General features: G+C 76.9%; 8 protein-coding genes. 1 reads left to right on the top strand and 7 read right to left on the bottom strand.

Going from position 1 to position 19006, the window contains the following annotated elements; translation table 11 throughout:
* Positions 1 to 17 precede the first annotated feature (17 nt).
* The 7 genes from AB0D48_RS16415 to AB0D48_RS16445 are packed head-to-tail and all read right to left on the bottom strand — an operon-like array spanning position 18 to position 17555.
* Positions 18 to 1115 (bottom strand): galactokinase, encoded by a 1098-nt coding sequence (locus AB0D48_RS16415; protein ID WP_362396300.1) that lies wholly within the window; start codon positions 1113 to 1115, stop codon positions 18 to 20.
* Complete coding sequence (locus AB0D48_RS16420) at positions 1112 to 2971, bottom strand: class I SAM-dependent methyltransferase (RefSeq protein WP_362396303.1); 1860 nt, start codon at positions 2969 to 2971, stop codon at positions 1112 to 1114. Before AB0D48_RS16420 ends, AB0D48_RS16415 begins: the two co-directional genes overlap by 4 nt.
* Positions 2968 to 4125, bottom strand: a complete 1158-nt coding sequence (locus AB0D48_RS16425; protein ID WP_362396535.1) for a glycosyltransferase — start codon at positions 4123 to 4125, stop codon at positions 2968 to 2970. Before AB0D48_RS16425 ends, AB0D48_RS16420 begins: the two co-directional genes overlap by 4 nt.
* 2 nt (positions 4126 to 4127) lie before the next feature.
* The gene (locus tag AB0D48_RS16430) at positions 4128 to 4967 is read right to left on the bottom strand and encodes an alpha/beta hydrolase (RefSeq protein ID WP_362396306.1); all 840 of its coding nucleotides are present in this window, start codon (positions 4965 to 4967) and stop codon (positions 4128 to 4130) included.
* A 7-nt stretch (positions 4968 to 4974) separates the two neighbouring features.
* Positions 4975 to 5301, bottom strand: coding sequence for an acyl carrier protein (locus tag AB0D48_RS16435; RefSeq protein ID WP_362396309.1), 327 nt, complete (start codon positions 5299 to 5301; stop codon positions 4975 to 4977).
* Positions 5291 to 10015, bottom strand: coding sequence for a beta-ketoacyl synthase N-terminal-like domain-containing protein (locus tag AB0D48_RS16440; protein ID WP_362396312.1), 4725 nt, complete (start codon positions 10013 to 10015; stop codon positions 5291 to 5293). The genes AB0D48_RS16435 and AB0D48_RS16440 overlap by 11 nt, the downstream gene beginning before the upstream one ends.
* Positions 10008 to 17555 carry an SDR family NAD(P)-dependent oxidoreductase gene (locus tag AB0D48_RS16445; RefSeq protein WP_362396315.1) on the bottom strand — a complete coding sequence of 2516 codons (7548 nt, stop codon included), beginning with the start codon at positions 17553 to 17555 and terminating at the stop codon, positions 10008 to 10010. Before AB0D48_RS16445 ends, AB0D48_RS16440 begins: the two co-directional genes overlap by 8 nt.
* Before the next feature lie 502 nt (positions 17556 to 18057).
* On the opposite strand from AB0D48_RS16445, the gene AB0D48_RS16450 reads away from it, so the two are divergent.
* Entirely contained in the window at positions 18058 to 18951 is an 894-nt protein-coding gene (locus AB0D48_RS16450; protein WP_362396318.1) for a LysR family transcriptional regulator, read from the top strand.
* The last annotated feature ends 55 nt before the right edge of the window (positions 18952 to 19006 follow it).

Here is a 19006-nt window from a genome sequence, read left to right on the forward strand (position 1 = left end):
CCTCCTCGTAGGTGGTGTCATTCCTCGCGCCGGGCCGCACCGGCCACGGCGATGTTCAGGAAGCGCGGTACGGGCCGCCCGCGGTCGCGGAACTCCTCCGCGACCGCGGCCCGCACTGCCGTCAGCCGCGCCTCCGGCAGCAGCACCAGCACGCTCCGTCCCGGCTCCGGTCCGGGCGGCCAGGCGCTCAGCGCCCCCGCCCGGCGGGCACAGGCCACGGCCCGCGCCAGCTCCGCCGCCCGGTCCGTGCTCCCGGAGCCGCGTACGGCCACGAGCACCAGCCGCGCTCCATAGGCGGCCGGGTCGAAGGGGACGTACCGCTGCGGCCGGGGTCCGGCGCCCAGCAGCAGGGCCGTGCCGGGCCGCGCGAAGAGCACCGCCCGGCGCAGGGCGTCGTCCCCGTCCGGCAGGGCCGCGGCCAGCAGCCGGGCCAGACCCGAGCGGTCCGGCTCTTCGCCCGGACCGGTGTGTACGTCGGCCACCGCCAGCGCCACCGCGCATTCGGAGGGCTCCGCCGTGGCCAGCCCGGCGGCCGCCGTGAGCGAGCCCTGCACGTGCAGGTCGGTCCCGCCGCGGCCGAAACCGGCCCGGGCCAGCGCGCGCAGCACGGCGTACGGCCGGACCGCCCACGCGGGGGCCGCGGGCGGCGCCCCGGACAGGGTCAGCGGCAGATCGCAGCTGTCCGCGGGGTGGCCCAGCGAGCTGAGCCGCACCAGGCCGTCGGTACGCGGCGCCGCCGCGGCGGCCGCGGGCCAGCCCGCCGCCGCGACCAGACCCGGGGACCCGAGGTGGAAGGCGTACGGCGCGCTCCACACGGCGGCCGGAGCCCGGCCGTGCGCGGCCTCCAGGGCATAGGCGACGAGCCGGTAGAGCGGATCGGCGGTGGCCCGCCGGGCCAGGTCGCCTCCGGCGCGGTCGGCGGCGGAAACGGTGACGCCGGGCTTGCCTTCGGCGGGCGTGTGGGCGGTGGTGCCGGGTTCGGCGGCGGTGGGCGCGGTGGCTCCTGCGGTGTCGCGGCGCGTGGCGGCCGGGGCACCTGGTGCGCTGCGCGAGTCGGCGGTGCCCGGCGGAGCCGTTGCCGTCGCACGGGCACCGGCGGCTTCGGCGGCCGTCACCGGGCGTCCTTGCGGGCCAGGAGGCGGTAGGCGTTGCCGCCGTCCGTGGTGCGGGCGGCCGCCGTGCGCAGGGCGTCGAGCAGCACCGCGCCGGCGAAGAACGGGAGCGACGCCGCCCGTACCGCGTGGGCGCGGGCCCGGGCGCGGGGCGTGGGCGGCGGGCCCCACGGGCGGTCCGGGTCCGGGGCCAGCCGCGTCGCGCTGAGCGCCACCGCGCCGACGAAGTCGTTGCCCTGGTGGGCTTCACCGTGCTCCTCGGTGAGCACGGTGAAGCCCCGGTCGGCCAGCGCCTCGCGCAGGTTCGCGGCCGGCACCAGGTGCTGGTGCTGCGGCTGGAACCACGGCAGCCACGCCGGGCCGAGGAGCCGGGCCATGCGCGACTCCGGGTCGGGGACCTCGATGGTCAGGTACCCGCCGGGGGCGAGGACGGCGGCCGCCGCGTCCAGTTCGGCCATCGGATCCCGGGTGTGCTCCAGGTAGTGGTACATGCTGACCACCTCGTACTGGCCCGCCAGCTTTGACGCGAACTCGGGGAACTGGCCCTGGTACCCGGTCTCCACCCAGCCGCGGCGCTCGGCCGCACGGACCCCGTCGCCCATGTCGAGCCCGTCGAACCGGGTCCGCGGCCAGACGGCCCGCGCCGCGTTGCAGAAGTGGCCGTGCCCGGTGCCCACGTCGAGCCAGGACGAGGGCTCCGTGTGCGGCAGCAGCATCCGGGCGCGCGCCCGGTAGGCGGGGCCGAGCCGTCCGAAGAGCGTGCCCGCACCCTCTCCGCCGCGCCCGTCGTAGAAGTCGCGGTAGTAGAACTCCAGTCCCTCCGGGCTCAGTCGGGGATTCTGGAAGACGTGCCCGCAGTCCCCGCACCGCTCCAGGGTGAACCGGCCGGGCTTGCCCTGGAGCAGGTCGGGCACCCGGACCCGGACGCTGAGCCGGGGGGAGCCGCACCACGGGCAATCCGGGCGGCGCGGTTCGAGGAAGCGCCCGGTGCCCGCCGCCAGGTCCGCCCGGTACGCGGCGGCCCGCGCCGTGTCCGGTCCCCCGGACGGGGTACGGGTGACCGCCGCGGCCGTACGCAGGGCAGCGCCGAGGGAGCGCAGCGGCCGGGCGGCGGTGGCCCCGGCCAGATCGGCGGGGCGCAGCGGGGAGCCGGGCCCGCCGAGGGCGAGGTACGGCTGGAGCCAGTACAGCCCGGCCGCGGCGGCGCCCCACCGGCCCTGGCGCAGGGCGACGCCCGCCAGCAGGGCCAGCCCGGAGAGCTGGGCCGCGGCCAGCGCCCCCGGCGGCAGCCCCTGCGCGCGCAGCTCGGCGGCCCGGGCCGGCCCGGTCGCCTCGGACTGCGGTCCGCAGCTCAGCGAGGGAGCTATGGCCAGGCCCGTGGCCCCGGCGGCGTACTCCTTCAAACGGCGGGTGAGCGCGAGGAGTTCCGCCGGACCGGGGCGCGGCCCGCCCGGTTCCACTCCGGCCCGGTCGAGCACCTCCTCGGCGACCAGCACGGCGAAACCCGCGCCGCGCCCCTCGCCGAGCCGGTCCTGGCGGTAGCGGCCCGGGTCGACCAGCCGCAGCAGCCCCAGGGCCCGCTCGGCGGCCAGGTCGGCCGGCAGCAGGTCCAGGACCCGCAGCCCCTCCCGGTCGGCGTGTGCGCAGGCGGCGAGGAAGGTCACCGCGTCGGGTTCGACCCCTTGGGCGGTGAGCAGCCGCCACCCGGCGGCCCGGGGCACCCCGGCCGCGCCGGGCGGGACCGAGGGCAGCACGGGGATCGCCCGCAGCCGGCGGCCGGCCCGCACGGTGCCCGCGCCGAGCGCGGCCAGCACCACGGCGGAGGTCCACCGGACGCGGGTGATCGGGGGTGGCGTCATATCAGCTTCTCCAACCGGTCGGCCGCGGCGGCGGCTCCGCCCGCCGCGGCGAATGAGGCCTGGATCCGCCGGGCGGACCGGCGGTGGCCGGGCTCGTCCAGCACGGCCGTGAGCGCGTCGCGCAGTTCCTCGGCCCGGGTCCTGCCGAACCGCACCCGGACCCCGGCCCCGGACTCCACGACCTGCCGGGCCACGATCGGCTGGTCGTCCCGGATCGGTGCGACCACCAGGGGCAGCCCGTACGCGAGGGCCTCGCAGACGGTGTTGTGGCCGCCGTGGCAGACCACCGCGTCCAGGTGCGGCAGCAGGTCCAGCTGCGGGACGCTCTCCTGCAGCAGGAGGTGCCCCGGTGCGGACCCGACCAGTGCGGCCGGTGCCGCCAGTACCAACTGGACCTCGTCGGCGAGGCGTTCGGCGGCGCCCAGCACCGCCGCGTAGAACCGGCCGCCGGCCTCCTGGTTGAGGGTGCCCAGCGACACCAGGACCCGTCGCCGGGCCGGATCCAGGCGCTGCCAGGGGAATCCGGGTGCGGGCGGCCGGGCTCCGAAGGCCGGGCCGACGAAGGCGTAGTGCGGCGGGAAGCCGTTCCGCGCCCCCACGAGTTCGGGAGTGGAGAAGACCAGGACGAGCCGGTCCGAGAACCGCGGATCCCAGTCAGGTGCATCCGGCCCGAACTCCGCGAGCAGGCCGGATATCTGCCCGGCCACCCATTCCCCGACCTTCGGGAAGTCGGCGAAGGGCCGGGTGAGTTCGGCCGAGGTGCTGGCGGACGTCGCCCACGGGAGGCCGAGCCGACGGGCCACCAGCGGCCCGGCCAGGGCCTGCTGGTCGGCGACCAGCAGGTCGGGCGCGAACTCGTGGACGGCCCGGGTCACCCCCGGGACCATCGCCCGGGCAAGCGGCACCAGTGCCTCCTCCCACAGGAACCGCAGTGCCCCGACTCCGCGCAGGTCGCGCCAGCGCTCGTGCAGCGTCGCGTAGCCGCCGCCCGCTTCCTCGCCGGAGGGCAGGATCCGGGCCGACGGGGGCAGCAGCCGGGCCAGCACCGCAGCCGGTCCGGTCCAGGCGGTCTCGTGCCCCCGGGCGGCCAGTTCGGCGCCGACGGCCACGGTCGGGTTGACGTGCCCCGCCAGCGGCGGCACGGTGAAGAGCACCCTCACAGGACCAGCGCTCCCGCCCGCGGCCCAGCCGCCGCCGAGACCGCCGCGGCCGTCGCGTCGAGATGGGCGAGCACGGCCTCCCGCAGGGCCCCGCTGCTCTCCTTGAGGACGTCGTGGCCCAGGTCCGGCAGGACCCGCAGCCTGCCGTGCGGCGCGTGGCGGACCAGTTCCCCCGCGCCCGGCACCAGTTCGGAGTGCTCGCCGCAGACGACCAGCACCGGGCAGCGCAGCCGTGCGTGGTCGGCCGCGGTGAAGGTGCGGCTCGCGGCGATGTCGTCGATGAGCGTGGTGCGGTTGAGCAGGTCGTCGGCGATGGCCGTGAGATGGGCGGCCTTGCGCAGGCGCAGGGTCAGCAGCTCCGTGGGTACCGGGCTGTCCTCCAGGCTGAGCGCGGCCGCCGACAGGGTGTCGACCATGTTCTCCACCCAGGCGCCGCCGAGAGGGGGTTCTAGGAGGGTGAGGCCGGCGACGAGGTCGGGCCGGGCCAGGGCGGCGTGCACCGCGAGGGTCCCGCCGTAGCTGTTGCCGACCAGGTGCACCGGGCGCTGCCCGAGGTCCAGCGCGCCGAGCAGCGCGAAGAGGTCCCGTACGGCGGTGCGGCTGTCGTAGCCGGTCGCGGGCCGTTCGCTACGGCCGTGGCCGCGCAGGTCGTAGAGGACGGCCTCGTGCCCGGCCCGGGCCACGGGCACGGCCAGGGGACAGTAGAAGGAGGACAGGTTGTCGACGACCAGGCCGTGCAGGAAGACGACCACGGGCCGGTCGGGGCGGGCGGCCCCGGCGGTGGCCGGGAGCCGCTGGACGTGGAAGCGCAGGGAGTTGGCGGGGACGACGGCCATGGCGGGCTCAGCCCGCGGAAGCGGCCGGGGCGGCCTGGGTGGCTGCCGACCGGGCGAGGGAGGCGTGCGTGATCCGGCCGATGTGGGTGACGAGTTCACCGACCGACATGGCCAGGATGGCGTCCATGTCCTTCTCCGCCAGGAAGCCCATCAGGTCCACCTCGGCGCCGTAGCGTTGGTGGAGCAGCTCGGCGAGGGCGACGAACTCGATGCTTTCCAGGGCGAGGTCCTCGTTGAACGTCGTCTTCATCGTGACCTCCTCCGCGAGCAGGTACTCGTCGCCGACGATCTCCACGAGCATTCCGGTGATCTCGGCGAGGATGTCAGGTGCCATGACGGGTCTCCGTGAGGTGGAAGGGGACGGGGGACGGCGCCGCGCCGTGGGCGGTCCAGGCGACGACGTGGTCGAGCGGGGTGAGGGCGGGCCGGCCGGCGGGCTGATCGAGGGGCTGACCGGCGGGCGGACGGGCGGACTCGTCGGTGGGGACACGGGTGGTGCGGACCGGGTACGGGTGCCCGTCTGGGGAGCGCACCAGCAGGGCGCCGGCGTCCGGATCACCGGACACCCGCCAGTCCCGTGGCCGGCCGCCGAGCCCGCTGCCCGCCGCCTTGGCAGCGGCCTCCTTCGCGCACCACAGGGCGGTGAGCGCGGCCGGCAGGCCGGCGCCCTCGCAGGCAGCCAGCCGCTCGGCGAGGCGGAGCTCCTCCGGCCCGAGGGCGATGCGGACCAGCGCGTCCGGGTCGGCGGTCACCGGCTCCACGTCGATGCCGACCGCGTCGGACGGGTGGGCGAGAGCGACCGCGATCCGGTCCTTGTGGGCGATCGACAGCCGGAAGCCGCGGGTGAGCGGGCCCTCGGCCACGGGCCGGCCCGCGGGGTCGTTGCCGACCGCCACTTCCACCGGGAACACCGGCCCGGCCCCGGCGTCCCACAGCAGCCCGCGCAGCGCGTCCTTTGCGGCGATCCGCCCCAGCAGCCAGGGCGCCCGGGCCCGCGGCGACAGCCTCTCGTACACCGCCCGCTCCCGCGCGCCGAGGTAACGGCGCATCACCAGCTCCTGCGAGGCGGGGTCGGTCCAGCGGCGGCGGGCCAGGCACCACCCCTCGGGCCGGGCCTCGCCGATGCCGCACACCTCCGGGGTGAACTTCATCGGCCAGACCCGCTCGTCGGCGCCGAACCGGCGGTACGTCCACCCTTCGATGCGGGCCCACACCTGGCCCGTGGCACGGCGCAGTTCGAGGTCACCGCGCACGGTGACGTCCCGTACCTCCCGGATCCGGGCCGTGGTGGACACCAGCTCGCCCGGGGCCGGCGGGGGGCCGAAGAAGCGGGCGCGGTCCACGGTGGCCGGGAACACCAGCCGGTCCACCGGCAGGCGCAGCTGCATCCAGTGACCGAACAGCTGACCCGCGGCGTCGAGCAGCGCCCCCGGGTCGGGGAGCGCCCGCAGCACGCCCTGGACGCCGTCCTGGCCGACGGCCCGTACCTCGTGCACCCCGGCGAAACGGGGTCCGTGGAACATCCACCGGTCACGGTAGAGCGCCTCCGCGCTGACGGGGGCCGGACCGGGGTCGCGCAGGGGTGTGGTGTCGGGCGCGGGCGGCTGGCCGTACCGCTCGCCGAGCAGCACGACCACCGAGGCGAACTCCCCGAGGACGACGCGCGACCGGCCGGGCCCGTCATCGCGGACGGTGACCTCGACGTCGACGGCCGGTTCGACGGCCAGCCAGCGCAGGGCCCGTACGTCCTCGTAGCCGATGACGGCGAGGCCGGGCGGGGCGTACCGGAGTGCGGCCTCGGCGGCCAGCTCCAGCATGGTGGTCATGGGTACGACGGGGAACCGGTCGGACTCCTCCGGCCAGCCGTCCGGCTGGAGGTACACGCAGTGGTCCCGTACGTAGGGCAGCGCGGCGAGCGAGCAGTGCAGGGTGTGCCTCCCCGCGGCCCTTCCCGAACCGTCGGGGCGCTGCCCCGCACCGGGCCCGCCCCCGGGTTCCGCCGGTCCCACGGGCCCCCCGGGACCTGGCCGGGGTGCGGCCGACCAGGCCTCGGTGACCGTACGCGCGGCCGAGCGGGTGTCGTCCAGCACGGTGTCCAGCGCGGAGAGCAGGACCGGGCGGTGGCTGACGGGCACGCCGTGGACAGGTGGGCCGGGCGGTACAGGTGGGACTGAGGGGACAGGCGGGATACGCGTGGCTGGTGGCGCCGGTGGCGGCGTGGGCCACAGGCCGCGCAGGGAGTCCCGCGCGGCCTCGTCCAGCCGGACCAGGGGCGAACCGAGGTCCAAGGCCACGGCCCGCCCCGGCCCGGCCGGCGCGGGGACGGGGCCGGTGGAATCACCGGGTCGCGGGCCCCTGACGGCGCCGGGCCCCGGCCGTGCCGACGCCGATCCGGCCGTGTCCGACAGCAGGTCCCAGCGCGGTGCGTGTCCCTCGGCCCAGAGCGCGGCGCAGGTGCGCTCCAGCGCCGCCAGGCCCGGGAGCCGGGGGGAGGAGGTGGACACCGAGAGATGGGGACGGTCGCGCAGGGTGTCCTCCACGAAGCCCGGCAGGCTGCCAGGGCCCAGCGTGACGAACTGGCGCACGCCCTCCTCCTCGTACAGCCGCAGCGTCAGTTCGCGGAACCGGACCGGCTCCAGGAGGTGGCGGACCACCAGGTCCCGTACGTCCCGCGCCCCGGCGGGGAACGGCGCGCACGTGGTGGCCGACCAGACCGGAAGGGACCCGGGCCGCAGCGGCAGGCGGCCGAAGGCGGCGCGGACCTGTCCCAGGTACGGCTCCCACATCGGGGTGTGGAATCCCGAGCGGAACGGCAGTTCCCGGCCGAGCACCCCGTCGGCGCGCAACCGGTCGACCACGGCGGCCACTTGGTCCGGCTCGCCGCATATCACCGACTGGTGCGGGCAGTTGTCGTGACTGACCACCACCCGGTCCAGGCCGTGCAGTGCCGCTTCCGCCCGGTGCGCACCGCAGCCCAGCGCCGCGTACACGAGGTCGGGGACCAGCAGGTCCGACGGCCGCAGCTCGTCCAGGAAGGTGTCGGCCGCTTCCTGCGGATACATCCCGGCGGCCACCATCGCCGCCCACTCGCCCAGGCTGTGGCCCGCCAGCACCTCGGCCCCGATGCCGAGCGCGGGCATGACCCGGGCGAAGAAGCGGCCCGTGACGATCGCGTCCAGGGCCCGTTCCACCAGGGACGTGCCCCGGGTGAGCCGGGGCCGCGCCGTGCCGAGCCGGTCCGCCACATCGTCCAGCACGGGGGCGAACTCCGGCTCCAGACCGGGGAAGAGGAACGCCACCCGGCCGCCGAGCGGCTCCGGTGTGAACCAGACGTCCCCGCGCCCGCGCCAGGCACGGCCGCGCGCCACCACCTTCGCGGCCAGCGCGAGCCGCTGCGGTGTCGGCCCGAACACCGCGAGCCGGCAGGGCCCGTCGCCGCCGGACAGCGGCGAGCCCGTCGCCAGCCGGGCCGACAGCTCCGCAGGACCGTCCGCGCCCAGCAGGAGTACGTCGCCCCGCGCGGCCGCCCCCGCAGCCGCCACAGCCCCCACCGGCGCGGCCGAGCCGCCCAGCGGCAGGAACCGGCGGGCCCGCGCCGCCGGGCGCGGGGCCGCCGGAGCCTCCTCCAGCACCACGTGCGCGTTGATGCCGCCGAAGCCGAACGCATTGACGCCCGCCCGGCGGGGCTCCGGTCCGCGCTCCCACAGCTCCGCCGCCGTCACCGGCCGCATCCGGGTGCGGGCCAGGTCCGGGTGCGGCTCCTCCAGGTGCAGCGTCGGCGGCAGCACCCCCTCGTGCACCGCCAGCGCGGCCTTGATCAGCCCGGCCATGCCGGAGGCCTGCATGGTGTGCCCGAGCATCGACTTGACGGAGCCGAAGCCGACCCCCGGCCCGGAGTCCTCCGGTGCTCCGAACACCTGGGCGAGCGTGTCGAGTTCGGCCGCGTCCCCCACGGGCGTCCCGGTGCCGTGTGCCTCCAGCAGTCCCAGCGCCCCCGGCGCCCGGGGATCCAGGCCGGCCTCCCGCCAGGCCCGCTCCAGCGCCCGTACCTGCCCCGCGACCAGGGGGCTCATCAGGCTCGCGGCCCGGCCGTCCCCGGCCACACCCGTCCCCCGTACCACCGCGTAGACGCGGTCGCCGTCGCGCTCCGCGTCCGCCAGCCGCTTCAGCAGCACCACCCCGGTGCCCTCGGAGAGCAGGGTCCCGTCGGCCCGCCGGTCGAAGGGCCGGATCCGCTCACTGGGGCTCAACGCCCGCAGCTGCGTGAACACGCTCCACAGCGTGGCGATGTGACAGTGGTGCACGGCGCCCGCGACCACCGCGTCACAGCGCCCGGCCGCCAGCAGCCCCACCGCCTGGTCCACCGCGAGGAGCGAGGAGGCGCAGGCCGCGTCCAGGGTGTAGGCGGGGCCCCGGAAGTCCAGCCGGTTCGCGGTGCGGGCGGCGGTGAAGCTCGGTACCAGCCCGATCGACGCGTCCGGCCGCTCCGGCCCCAGCGCGTCCTGGAACGCCGCCCGCACCTGCGCGATCCGCCGCTCGCCGAGCTCCGGCGCGAGCTCCCGCAGTGTCTGCGCCAGCTGGTGGGCCGTACGCACCCGTTGGTCCAGCCGGGCGGTGGCCACCCCCATGAACCCGCCGCGCCCCAGCACCACCCCGATCCGGGAGCGGTCGGCCGGCAGCCGGTCCTCGCCGCCCGCGTCGGCGACGGCCTCGGCCGTCGCGTGCAGGGCCAGCATCTGATCCGGCTCGGCCCCCTCCACGGCGGCGGGCATGATCCCGAAGCGGGTCGGGTCGAAGGCGGCGAGGCCGTCGACGAAGCCGCCGCGCCGGCAGTAGAACCGGTCGCCGGACGCGGGGCCGGTGGCACCGTCGGGGTCGTAGTACACCTCGGGATCCCAGCGACCCGGCGGGACTTCGCCGATGGAGTCCGTACCGGCGAGCAGATTGCGCCGGTAGGCGGCCAGATCGGCGGCCCCGGGGAACACCGCGCCCATCCCGACGATCGCCGCGTCCGCCGGCCGCGGGCCGCGCCGCTGCCGCTCACTCATCGCCGCGGCCCTCCTGCGCCATCAGGACCACCTGTACGTCGGTTCCGTGCGCGAGCTCGGCGAGGAACGCGGCGGTGCCCGCCTCGGGGCTGATCAGCGGGATGCCGCGGCGGGCGTACGCGCGTTCCAGCTCGGGCGTGACCATCCCGCCCGCGTCCGCCGCCCACGGGCCCCAGTCCACGGCCAGCACCCGGCCCGGGAAGGACTCCGCCCAGGTGTGCGCCAGGCCGTCGAGGGCGTCGTTGGCCGCGGCGTAGTCGCTCTGGCCGCGGTTTCCGTACACCCCGGCGACACTGCCGAACAGGGCCAGGAAGCGGGGCGCGGGCGCCGTGCCGTGCTCGGCGGCCGCGGCGGCCAGGTGGCGGGCGCCGGCCACCTTGGTGGTGAACACCTCGGCGAAGTCGGCCGGTTGCTTCTCGCGCAGCAAACCGTCGCGCAGGACGCCGGCGCCGTGCACGATGCCGTCCAGCCGGCCGTGCCGGGCGCGCACATCGGCCACGACGGCCTGCACGGCCCGGGCGTCGGTGACGTCGGCGCAGTGGTAGCGGACGGAGGCCGCCGCCGTGGCGAGGGCGGCGAGAGTGGCCCGTACCTCGCGTTCGGCGAGGATCCGCGAGGCCGCCGCCTCGATCTCGGCGGGCGTACGGAGTCCCGTGGCGATCAGCGCGGCGCGCAGTGTCACCCGGTCCTGGGCCTGGCCGAACTCATCGCCACCGGGGGCCGGTTCGCAGGTGCGGCCGACCAGCTCGACGTGACAGCCGGTGGCGCGGGCCAGGGCCAGGGCGGTGCGGGCGGTGATCCCACGGGCCCCGCCCGTGAGCAGGACCACGGAGCCGGGGCCGAGGGGCGGACCGTCCGTCCCGTCTCCGGCCGGGGCGAGCGGAGCGGACACCGGGCCGCGCGTGACGCGGGTTCCCTCGGCGGTGTACCCGACGGAGGCGGGGGCGTCTGCCGGGCAGCTCAGCTCGGCGAGCAGCTGCGCGGCGATCCGTTCCGGGTCCTCCTTGGGGTGGATGTCCACCGCGCGGATCAGCGTGCCGGGGAATTCGAGGGCCGCGCTGCGGGCGAAGCCGTGCAGGCCGGCGCCGGGGGTGCCGGGCGCGGTGACGAGGAGCAGCCGCCGCACCCCGCCGGTCAGGGCGCGCCGCAGCGCCGGGAAGGCCTCGGGGAGCAGGGGCTCGGACCCCGAGCGCAGCGCGGACAGATCGACGATCCCGTCGAACCCGGCCTCGGCCTCGAACAGCACCTTCACCTCGGCGCCCCGCGTGCCCAGGGCCGCGCCCAGGGCGAGCGCGACGCCCTGACCGTCCTCGACGACCCCGATCCGCAGGCCGCGGAGGTCCTCCGGGTCCCCGTCGGCCGCCGGTACGGGTAGCAGGTCCACCCGGAGCCGGCGGACCGGGGCCGGGGGCGGGGCCTGGGCCGGGGCGGGCATCGGGTCGGGGGACGGCTCGGGCGGCGTCGCCGCGTGGGAGGTGACCCAGTCCACGATCCCGCGCAGGGTCTTGATCCGGGACAGCTCCTCGACGGCGGACTCGGCGGAGCCGCCCGGGTCCTGGGGCAGACCGATCCGGTCGGCCAGGGCGCCGATGATCTCTACCCGCTTGATGGAGTCGATGGACAGGTCCGCCTCCAGGTCCAGCCCGGGGTCGAGCATGTCCCGGGGGTACCCGGTCCGCGTGTGCACGATCTCCAGGACGACGTCCATGACTTCCTCGGCGGTGGGCGCCGCGCCGGCCCGGGCCCCCGGCCGACTCGCGTCACCGGTCCCGGCCGGTGCCCAGGGGGCGGGCCCGGAGCCGCCGGGCATCCCCGTGCCCCCTGCGGATCCGGAATCCCCGAACACCCCGGGCGCACCGGCCGGAACCCGGCCGTCGGCCGTGGACCCCGGCCGGGCTCCCGGCTGACTCGGATCTTCGGCCGCCGCCGGCCCCCGGGAGGCGGGCCCTGAGCCGCCGGGCATTCCGGGGGTCCCTGCGGGGAGTTGGCCGTCGGCCGGTGTGCCCGGCCAGGTTCCGGGCCGGCTCGGGTCGTCGGTGCCGGCTGGTGCCCAGGGGGTGTGTCCGGTGCCGCTGGGCATTCCGGGGGGCCCCGCCGGGAGCTGGCCGTCGGCCCCGGTGCCCGGCCAGGCTTCCGGCCGAGTCAGGTCGCTGGTCCCCACCTGCGCCCAGGGGGTCGGCAGGGTTGAGGCGTCCCCGGGCAGGGGGCCGCCGCCGAACCCGGGAGCGGAGGCCGGCGCGGCGAGGGACGGCAGTTGCTCGCCGGCGGCGGCCCGGCTCTGCCACGCCGCAGGCGGCACCGCACCGAGGTAGCCCAGCAGGACGTCCCGCTGCGCCTCGATCAGGTGGCGGGTGCCGCGGAGGTACTCCAGCACCGCCTCCTCCCGCCGATCGGCGGGAGGAAAGACCGGAGCCGGACGCGACCCGGCACCCGCATCGGCGGCCGCAACCGGACCCGGAACCGGACCCGGGCGTGAGTCGGCACCGGCAGTGGCACCGGCCCTGGCCCCGCCTCCGGCACGGGCCTCGGTCCCCCCACCCCCACCGGCACCGGCATTGGCCCCGTCACCGGCCATGGCGGCCGGAACCGGAGCAGGACCCGAACCGGCACCGCTACCGGCCCCGGTACCCCCACCGGCGCCGGTGCCGGCCCCGCCACCGGCAATGGCGGCCGGACCCGAACCGGCACCCGCCCTGGCCCTGGCCCCGGCATCAGCCCTGGCCTCGGCCCCGGCACCGGCCCCCGCCCCGGCCCTGGCACCGGCGGCCGGAGCAGGAGCCCAGTCCGTGGCCTCCGCCGGAGACAGTCGGTGAGGTGGCCGGAGGCCTCCGGCCACCGGGGTGCCGTCGGCCGTGCGCACCAGGTGGCCGTCGACCACCCAGCCCGGGCGCCGCGGCGCGCGGTCCGGAAGGGGAGAGGTCCGGCCGCGGAACAGCGCCTCCGGCGCCACCGGCACGCCCGCCGACGCCAGTTCCGCCAGCGCCGTGACCAGCCGGACCAGGCCGTGCTCGCCCGGCACGTCCAGCGGGACCACGGTGTGCGGCCGGTCGCGCAGGATCCGGCCGGTCAGTCCGGACAGGACCCGGCCGGGCCCCGCCTCCACGAAGGTCCGGACACCGGCCGCGTACATGGCCTCCACCTGTTCCACGAAGCGCACCGGCTCCGCGAGCTGGCGTGCGGCAAGGCCCCGTACCTCATCGGCGGGGGCCGGATAGGGGCCCGCCGTCGTGTTCGACCAGACGGGGAGGAGCGGCGCGGACACCGCCGTCGCCGCCAGTTCCGCTGCGAGCGCGGTCGTCGCGCCCGCCACCACCTCGCTGTGGAACGCGCAGGCCACGGGCAGCGGTTCGGCCGACAGGCCCGCCTCGCGCAGCGCCGACACCGCCGCGGAGACGGCCGCCGTCGGGCCCGATATCACGCACTGCCGGGGCGCGTTGTGGTTCGCCACCACGCAACCGGCGCGCGCGGCGATCTCCCGTACCTCCTCCGGCGCGGCCGACACCGCCGCCATCGACCCCGGATCCTCGCCGGCGGCCGCCACGATCGCCTCGGCCCGGCGGGCGCTCACCCGCAGCAGGCCCGCCGTGTCGTAGGCCCCCGCCGCCCACAGCGCCGTGAGCTCCCCGTACGAGTGCCCGGCCACGCTGTCGGGCCGTACGCCGAGCCCTGTGAGCAGCAGGTGCGCCGCCGCCCCCGCCAGCCCGAGGGCCGGCTGGGCCACCCGGGTGTCGGTGACCGCCGCCCGCTGCGCGGCCCGCCCCTCGGCGGTGAAAGCCGTCGGCGGGAACACCGCCGAGACGACGGGCGCCGGCGCCTCGTCCAGGAGCCCGCGCAGCGCGGGGAACGCCATGAACAACTCGCCCAGCATGCCCGTGCGCTGGCTGCCCTGCCCGGGGAACAGGAACGCCACGCGGCCCGGATCCGCCGTCTCCTCCCGTACGTGGACCCCCGCGCCCGGAGCGAAGGCCCGGGCCTGCTCCAGCCGGGCCGCCAGTTCGTCCAGACCGGCGGCGACGACGGCCACCCGGACCGGGCCGGAGCCCGCGGCAGCCTCCGCCGCGAGGTCGCGCAGCGCCCACGGCCGCCCCGCCGCGTCGTTCTCCTCCAGCCGGGCCGCGAGCCGCGCCATCGCCCGGCCCGCCGCCCGCCGGTCCTCGCCGCGGAAGCAGAACAGCTCGGCCGGCCACTCCTCCAGGCCGTGACGCGGCTCCTCGGATCCTGCGTAACCGGCGAGCACCGCGTGGTAGTTGGTGCCGCCGAAACCGAAGGCGCTCACCCCTGCGATCCGCCGCTCCGGGGGCACCGCCCAGGGCCGGGCCTCGGTATCGAAGGAGAAGGGGCTGGTCTCGGCCTGCCAGGCCGGGTTCGGCGACGCGAGGTGCAGGGTCGGCGGCCGGACGCCCGCGTGGACCGCCCGCGCCGCCTTGATCAGCCCGGCGAGTCCCGCCGCGCACTTGGTGTGGCCGAGCTGCGATTTCACGGAGCCCAGCGCGCAGGAGCCCGCGGCGGCTCCGGACGCGGTGAACAGCTCGCTCAGCACGGCCAGTTCGGTGCTGTCGCCGACCACCGTGCCGGTGCCGTGCGCCTCGACCAGGCCCACCTCGCCCGGGGAGACGCCGGCCCGCGCGTAGGCCCGTTCCAGCGCCCGCCGCTGGCCTTCCGGCCGGGGCGCGGTCAGACCGAGGGACCGGCCGTCACTGGCCGCGCCGACCGCCTTGACCACGGCGTACACCCGGTCGCCGTCCCGCTCCGCGTCCGCGAGCCGCTTCAGCACCAGCGCGCCCACGCCCTCGCCGAGCGCGATCCCGTCGGCCGCCGCGTCGAAGGGCCGGCACCGGCCGCGGGGCGACAGGGCGCGTACGGAGGAGAACATCAGGTAGTCGTTGATGCCGTTGTGCACGTCGGCGCCGCCGCAGACGACCATGTCGCTGTCGCCGTCGCGGAGTTGGCGGCACGCGAGGTCGAGGGCGGCGAGGGAGGACGCGCAGGCGGCGTCGACCGTGCAGTTCGCGCCGCCGAGGTCGAGCCGGTTGGCGACCCGGCCCGCGATCACATTGGCGAGGATGCCGGGGAAGGAGTCCTCGGTGAGGCGCGGCAGTTGACCGTCCAGGGCGGGAGGGAGGCCGCCCAGGTAGGCCGGGAGCAGAGCGCGCAGCCCGTACGCGCCCGCCAGTTCGGTACCGGCTTCCGCGCCGAACACCACCGAGGTCCGGGCGCGGTCGAACTCCCGGTCCTTGCCGTAGCCCGCGTCGCCGAGGGCCCGCGCGGAGATTTCCAGCGCCAGCAGCTGCACCGGTTCGATCCCGGCCAGGGAGGCGGGCGGGATGCCGTGCGCGAGGGCGTCGAAGGGCACCGGGCCGAGGAAGCCGCCCCAGCGGGAGGGAGTGCGCTCGCCGGCCCGGGCCGGGTCGGGGTCGTAGTAGAGCTCGGGGTCCCAGCGCTCGGCCGGCACCTCGGTCACCGCGTCCGCGCCGGACAGGATCCGCGCCCAGTAGGCGGCGAGGTCGGGTGCGCCGGGGTAGGCACAGGCCATTCCGACGATGGCGATGTCGAGCGGATCGCCCGCCGGTGACTCCGCCGGGTCGGCGAAGTCCCGGGCCCTGCGTTCCAGCAGCGCGGTGGCCCCGTCGGTGACCTGCGCGTGCAGTGCGGCGACCGTGGTGGTCTCCGTGCGCAGGGTGGCGGCCTGCCCGAGCATGAACAGTCCCTCGGCGTACTGCTGTTCCGCCTTCACCGGTTCCAGGACGGAGCCGTCGGCGGCCCGCCGCAGGCCCTTGCTGGCGATCCGCAGCCGGCCCAGGTTGAGCCGTTCCAGCTCCTCCCACGTCTCGCGCGGCTCGGCGCCGCTTTCCGTGAGCCGTCGCCGCGCCGCTTCGAAGGTTTCGGCGTACGGAGTGGGCGCGCAGCGGGTGGCGTGGCCGGGCGCGGTGTGCAGCAGTACGGTGTCCGCGCACTCCACGGCCGCCCGCTGGAACACGGGCAGGACCGCGCCCGCCGCCACGGCCTCCTCGGTGAACAGGTAGGCGGTGCCCATCAGCACCCCGATCCGCGCGCCCAGCTCGGCCAGCGGGGCGGCCGCCGCCACCGCCATGGCGGCGGAGCGCTCGTCGTGGATCCCGCCCGCGAACAGCACGTCGAGGGCCTCCGGTTCGGGGCAGGACAGCAGCCGGTCGATCTGCTCCTCCCACAGCGGGAACGAGGCGCGCGGCCCGACGTGCCCGCCGCACTCCAGCCCCTCGAACACGAACCGGCGTGCCCCCTCGGCGAGATACCGCTCCAGCAGCCCCGGCGAGGGCACGTGCAAGTGGGTCCGGATCCCGGCCGCCTCCAGGGGGGCGGCCTGCGCCGGGGTGCCCCCGGCGATGATCGCGTACGGCGGACGGGCCTCGGCCACGGCCGCCAGTTGCTCCCGCCGCAGTGCGGCCGGGGCGAAGCCGAGCAGTCCCACCCCCCAGGGGCGTTCCCCGAGCCGCTCGGTGCTCTCGGCCAGGAGCCGGCGTACGTCCGGGCCCTCCATCACCGCGAGCGCCAGGTACGGCACCCCGCCGGCCGCGGCCACCGCCTCGGCGAAGGCCGCCTGGTCGCTGACCCGGGTCATGGGGCCCTGGGCGACGGGCAGGGGCTGCCCCGGCGCCGGCCCGAGGGGCCGGGCCCGTACGGCGGCCGCCAGATGCCCGGTGACGGCCGCCCGTACGGCCTGGAGCACCCCGCCCGTGGTCCGGTGGCGCGCGGCCAGCCGGGAGGCCGAGGCTCCGTCCTGTCCGACGGGCAGCAGCTGCGTCCGCAGGTCCCGGGCACCCAGCAGGGCGGGCACCGGTCCCTCGGGCGGGATGAGGTCCGGACGGGCGAACACCCGGTGCCCGTCGGCCAGCCGGGTCTCGGAGCCGTCCATCGCCCGCAGCGCCTGCGCCACTTCGGCGGGCAGCCCCGGCTCGCCCTCGGCCGTCAGGGCGAGCTGTACGTCGAGCAGGACCCCGGCGGCCCCGCCGGCGACGGCCGCGGCCGCCGTATGCGGCCCGATCCCGCCCTGGGCCAGTACGGGCACCCCGGCCGCGGGGTCCGCCAGCAGCCGCTGGAGCAGCACGAAGGTGGTGGCCGTGCCCACCCGGCCCCCGGCCTCGTGGCCCTTGGCCACGAGTGCGGCGGCCCCCGCGGCCACGGCGCCCGCAGCCTCCGCCGGGCTGGTGACCTCCGCCCACACCCGGGGCCGGCCGGCGGCGGCCGCCCAGCCGGCCACCCGCTCCGGGGTATGGAACGCGGGGTCCGCGAGCAGTACGGTGTCCACCGCGGCCGGCAGCTCCTCGGGCCCGAGCGGACAGCCCGCGGGCACCCGGACCCCGTAGCGACGGTCGCCGCCGAGCCGGCGGGCCAGTTCCGCGAAGGCGTGCCGGGCGGCGTCCGGGTCCCGGCCGAGGTCGAGCAGCCCGAGGGCCCCGGCGCGCTCGGCGGCGGTCACGATCCGTGGGTGGGGCTCCTCGAACGGGCTCACCACGACGACCAGGTCGCGGGTGGCGGCGGACTGCGGGGGCTGGGGGGTCACGGGCGCTCCTCTTCCAGTGCTGTGTGGCATGGCGCAGTACAGGGCGGAAGAACCGGGGGAGTGCGGCGGGCGAGGGGGCCCCGCGGTACGGGTGGTGAGTCTGCTGCGGGCTCACGGCGTTCCGCACCGGCGGCGGGGTCCACCTCCGGTGCGGCGGGCTTGAACAGTGGTCAAACGGCCCGACACCGGGATGCATCGTGCGGGGGCAGCCGTGCACTGTCAACAGGCATGCGGAGTCCTTCGTTTCGCACCCGCGGCGCGCTCGGCCCCATCGGAACGCGCCCCTGCACGACCCGCTGAACGCGCTCCCCACACCGGTGGCCTGCGGTGATTCCCGCCGGGCGGGCCGACCCCGGCACGCGGGCCGGTGTACGACACGCAGCGGGTTCATGCCGCACCGGCATGTCTTTCCGCCGACCCGGCATGAACACCCCTTTCAGGTCGGGCAGTTGTTCACCCGGTGGCCCTTACGGGTACAACCTCGCGCGGATACCGTCCGGTCATGACCCCCACGCTCGCGCAACTCCGCTACCTCGTCGCCGTCGCCGACTGCCGCTCCATCACCGGAGCGGCCGCCGCCGTCTTCGTCGCCCAGTCCGCGCTGTCCCGGGCCGTCCAGGCCATGGAGCGCGACCTCGGCGTCGAACTTCTCGCACGCCGGGGAAGGGGGGTGGATCTCACACCGGAGGGAGCCCGGGTCGTCCGGCTGGCCCGCACCGTACTCAACGCGGTGGAGGCCATCGACGACATCGGGACCCCCCACGGCAAGGACACCCGGGCCGTCCTCACCCTCGTCACCACGCCCACCCTCGCCCTCGACCTGGCCACCGACCTGGTCGCGGCCTTCACCGAGAAGCATCCCGGCGTGGACGTCAGGATCCAGCAGCACGACAGCCGGGAGGCGCTGGTCCAGGAACTCAAGTACGGACGCTCCGAGTTGGCGCTCGTCGACCTGCCCGTCGACAAGGAGCTCTCCACCCACCACATCCAGGAGCGCGAGGTGGTGCTGATCTCGCCGATCGGCTCCCGGCTGCCCCACCCGCTGCCGTTCCGCATGCTCGACGGACTGCCGATGGTGCTGCCCACCCCCGGAACCGGCCGGCGCACCGAGATGGAGGCCATGTTCAGCTGTCTGGGAGTGCGGCCCGTGCCCTCCCTGGAGGTCGACGAGCGCCTGGCCTGGGTCACCGGCGTGACCGACGGCCGCGGCTCGCTCATCTGGTACCGCGACGTGGTGTCGAGGGCCTTCGGCAGCAGGGCGGAGATCCGCTCCTTCACGCCGCCCCTGCTGCGCCCGGTGGGCATCGCGCACGCACGGCGGCCGCTGAGCCGCGCGGCCCGCGCGTTCATCGCGCACGCGGGTCGGACCGCGCCCGTACGGGAACCGGTGCGCTGACCGGTCATGCCGACTCGGCATTGAACGATGCTCGAACGGGAGGGGAGGGGGTCTG

Origin of the sequence: Streptomyces sp. NPDC048269 (assembly GCF_040652395.1) — a bacterium.
Lineage (GTDB): Bacteria > Actinomycetota > Actinomycetes > Streptomycetales > Streptomycetaceae > Streptomyces.

What these genes read in the sequence shown, in the direction of transcription:
- AB0D48_RS16420 (WP_362396303.1), bottom strand. Translation starts at nt 2,971, where the DNA reads ATGACGCCACCCCCGATCACCCGCGTCCGGTGGACCTCCGCCGTGGTG.
- AB0D48_RS16430 (WP_362396306.1), bottom strand. Translation starts at nt 4,967, where the DNA reads ATGGCCGTCGTCCCCGCCAACTCCCTGCGCTTCCACGTCCAGCGGCTC.
- AB0D48_RS16435 (WP_362396309.1), bottom strand. Translation starts at nt 5,301, where the DNA reads ATGGCACCTGACATCCTCGCCGAGATCACCGGAATGCTCGTGGAGATC.
- AB0D48_RS16440 (WP_362396312.1), bottom strand. Translation starts at nt 10,015, where the DNA reads ATGAGTGAGCGGCAGCGGCGCGGCCCGCGGCCGGCGGACGCGGCGATC.
- AB0D48_RS16450 (WP_362396318.1), top strand. Translation starts at nt 18,058, where the DNA reads ATGACCCCCACGCTCGCGCAACTCCGCTACCTCGTCGCCGTCGCCGAC.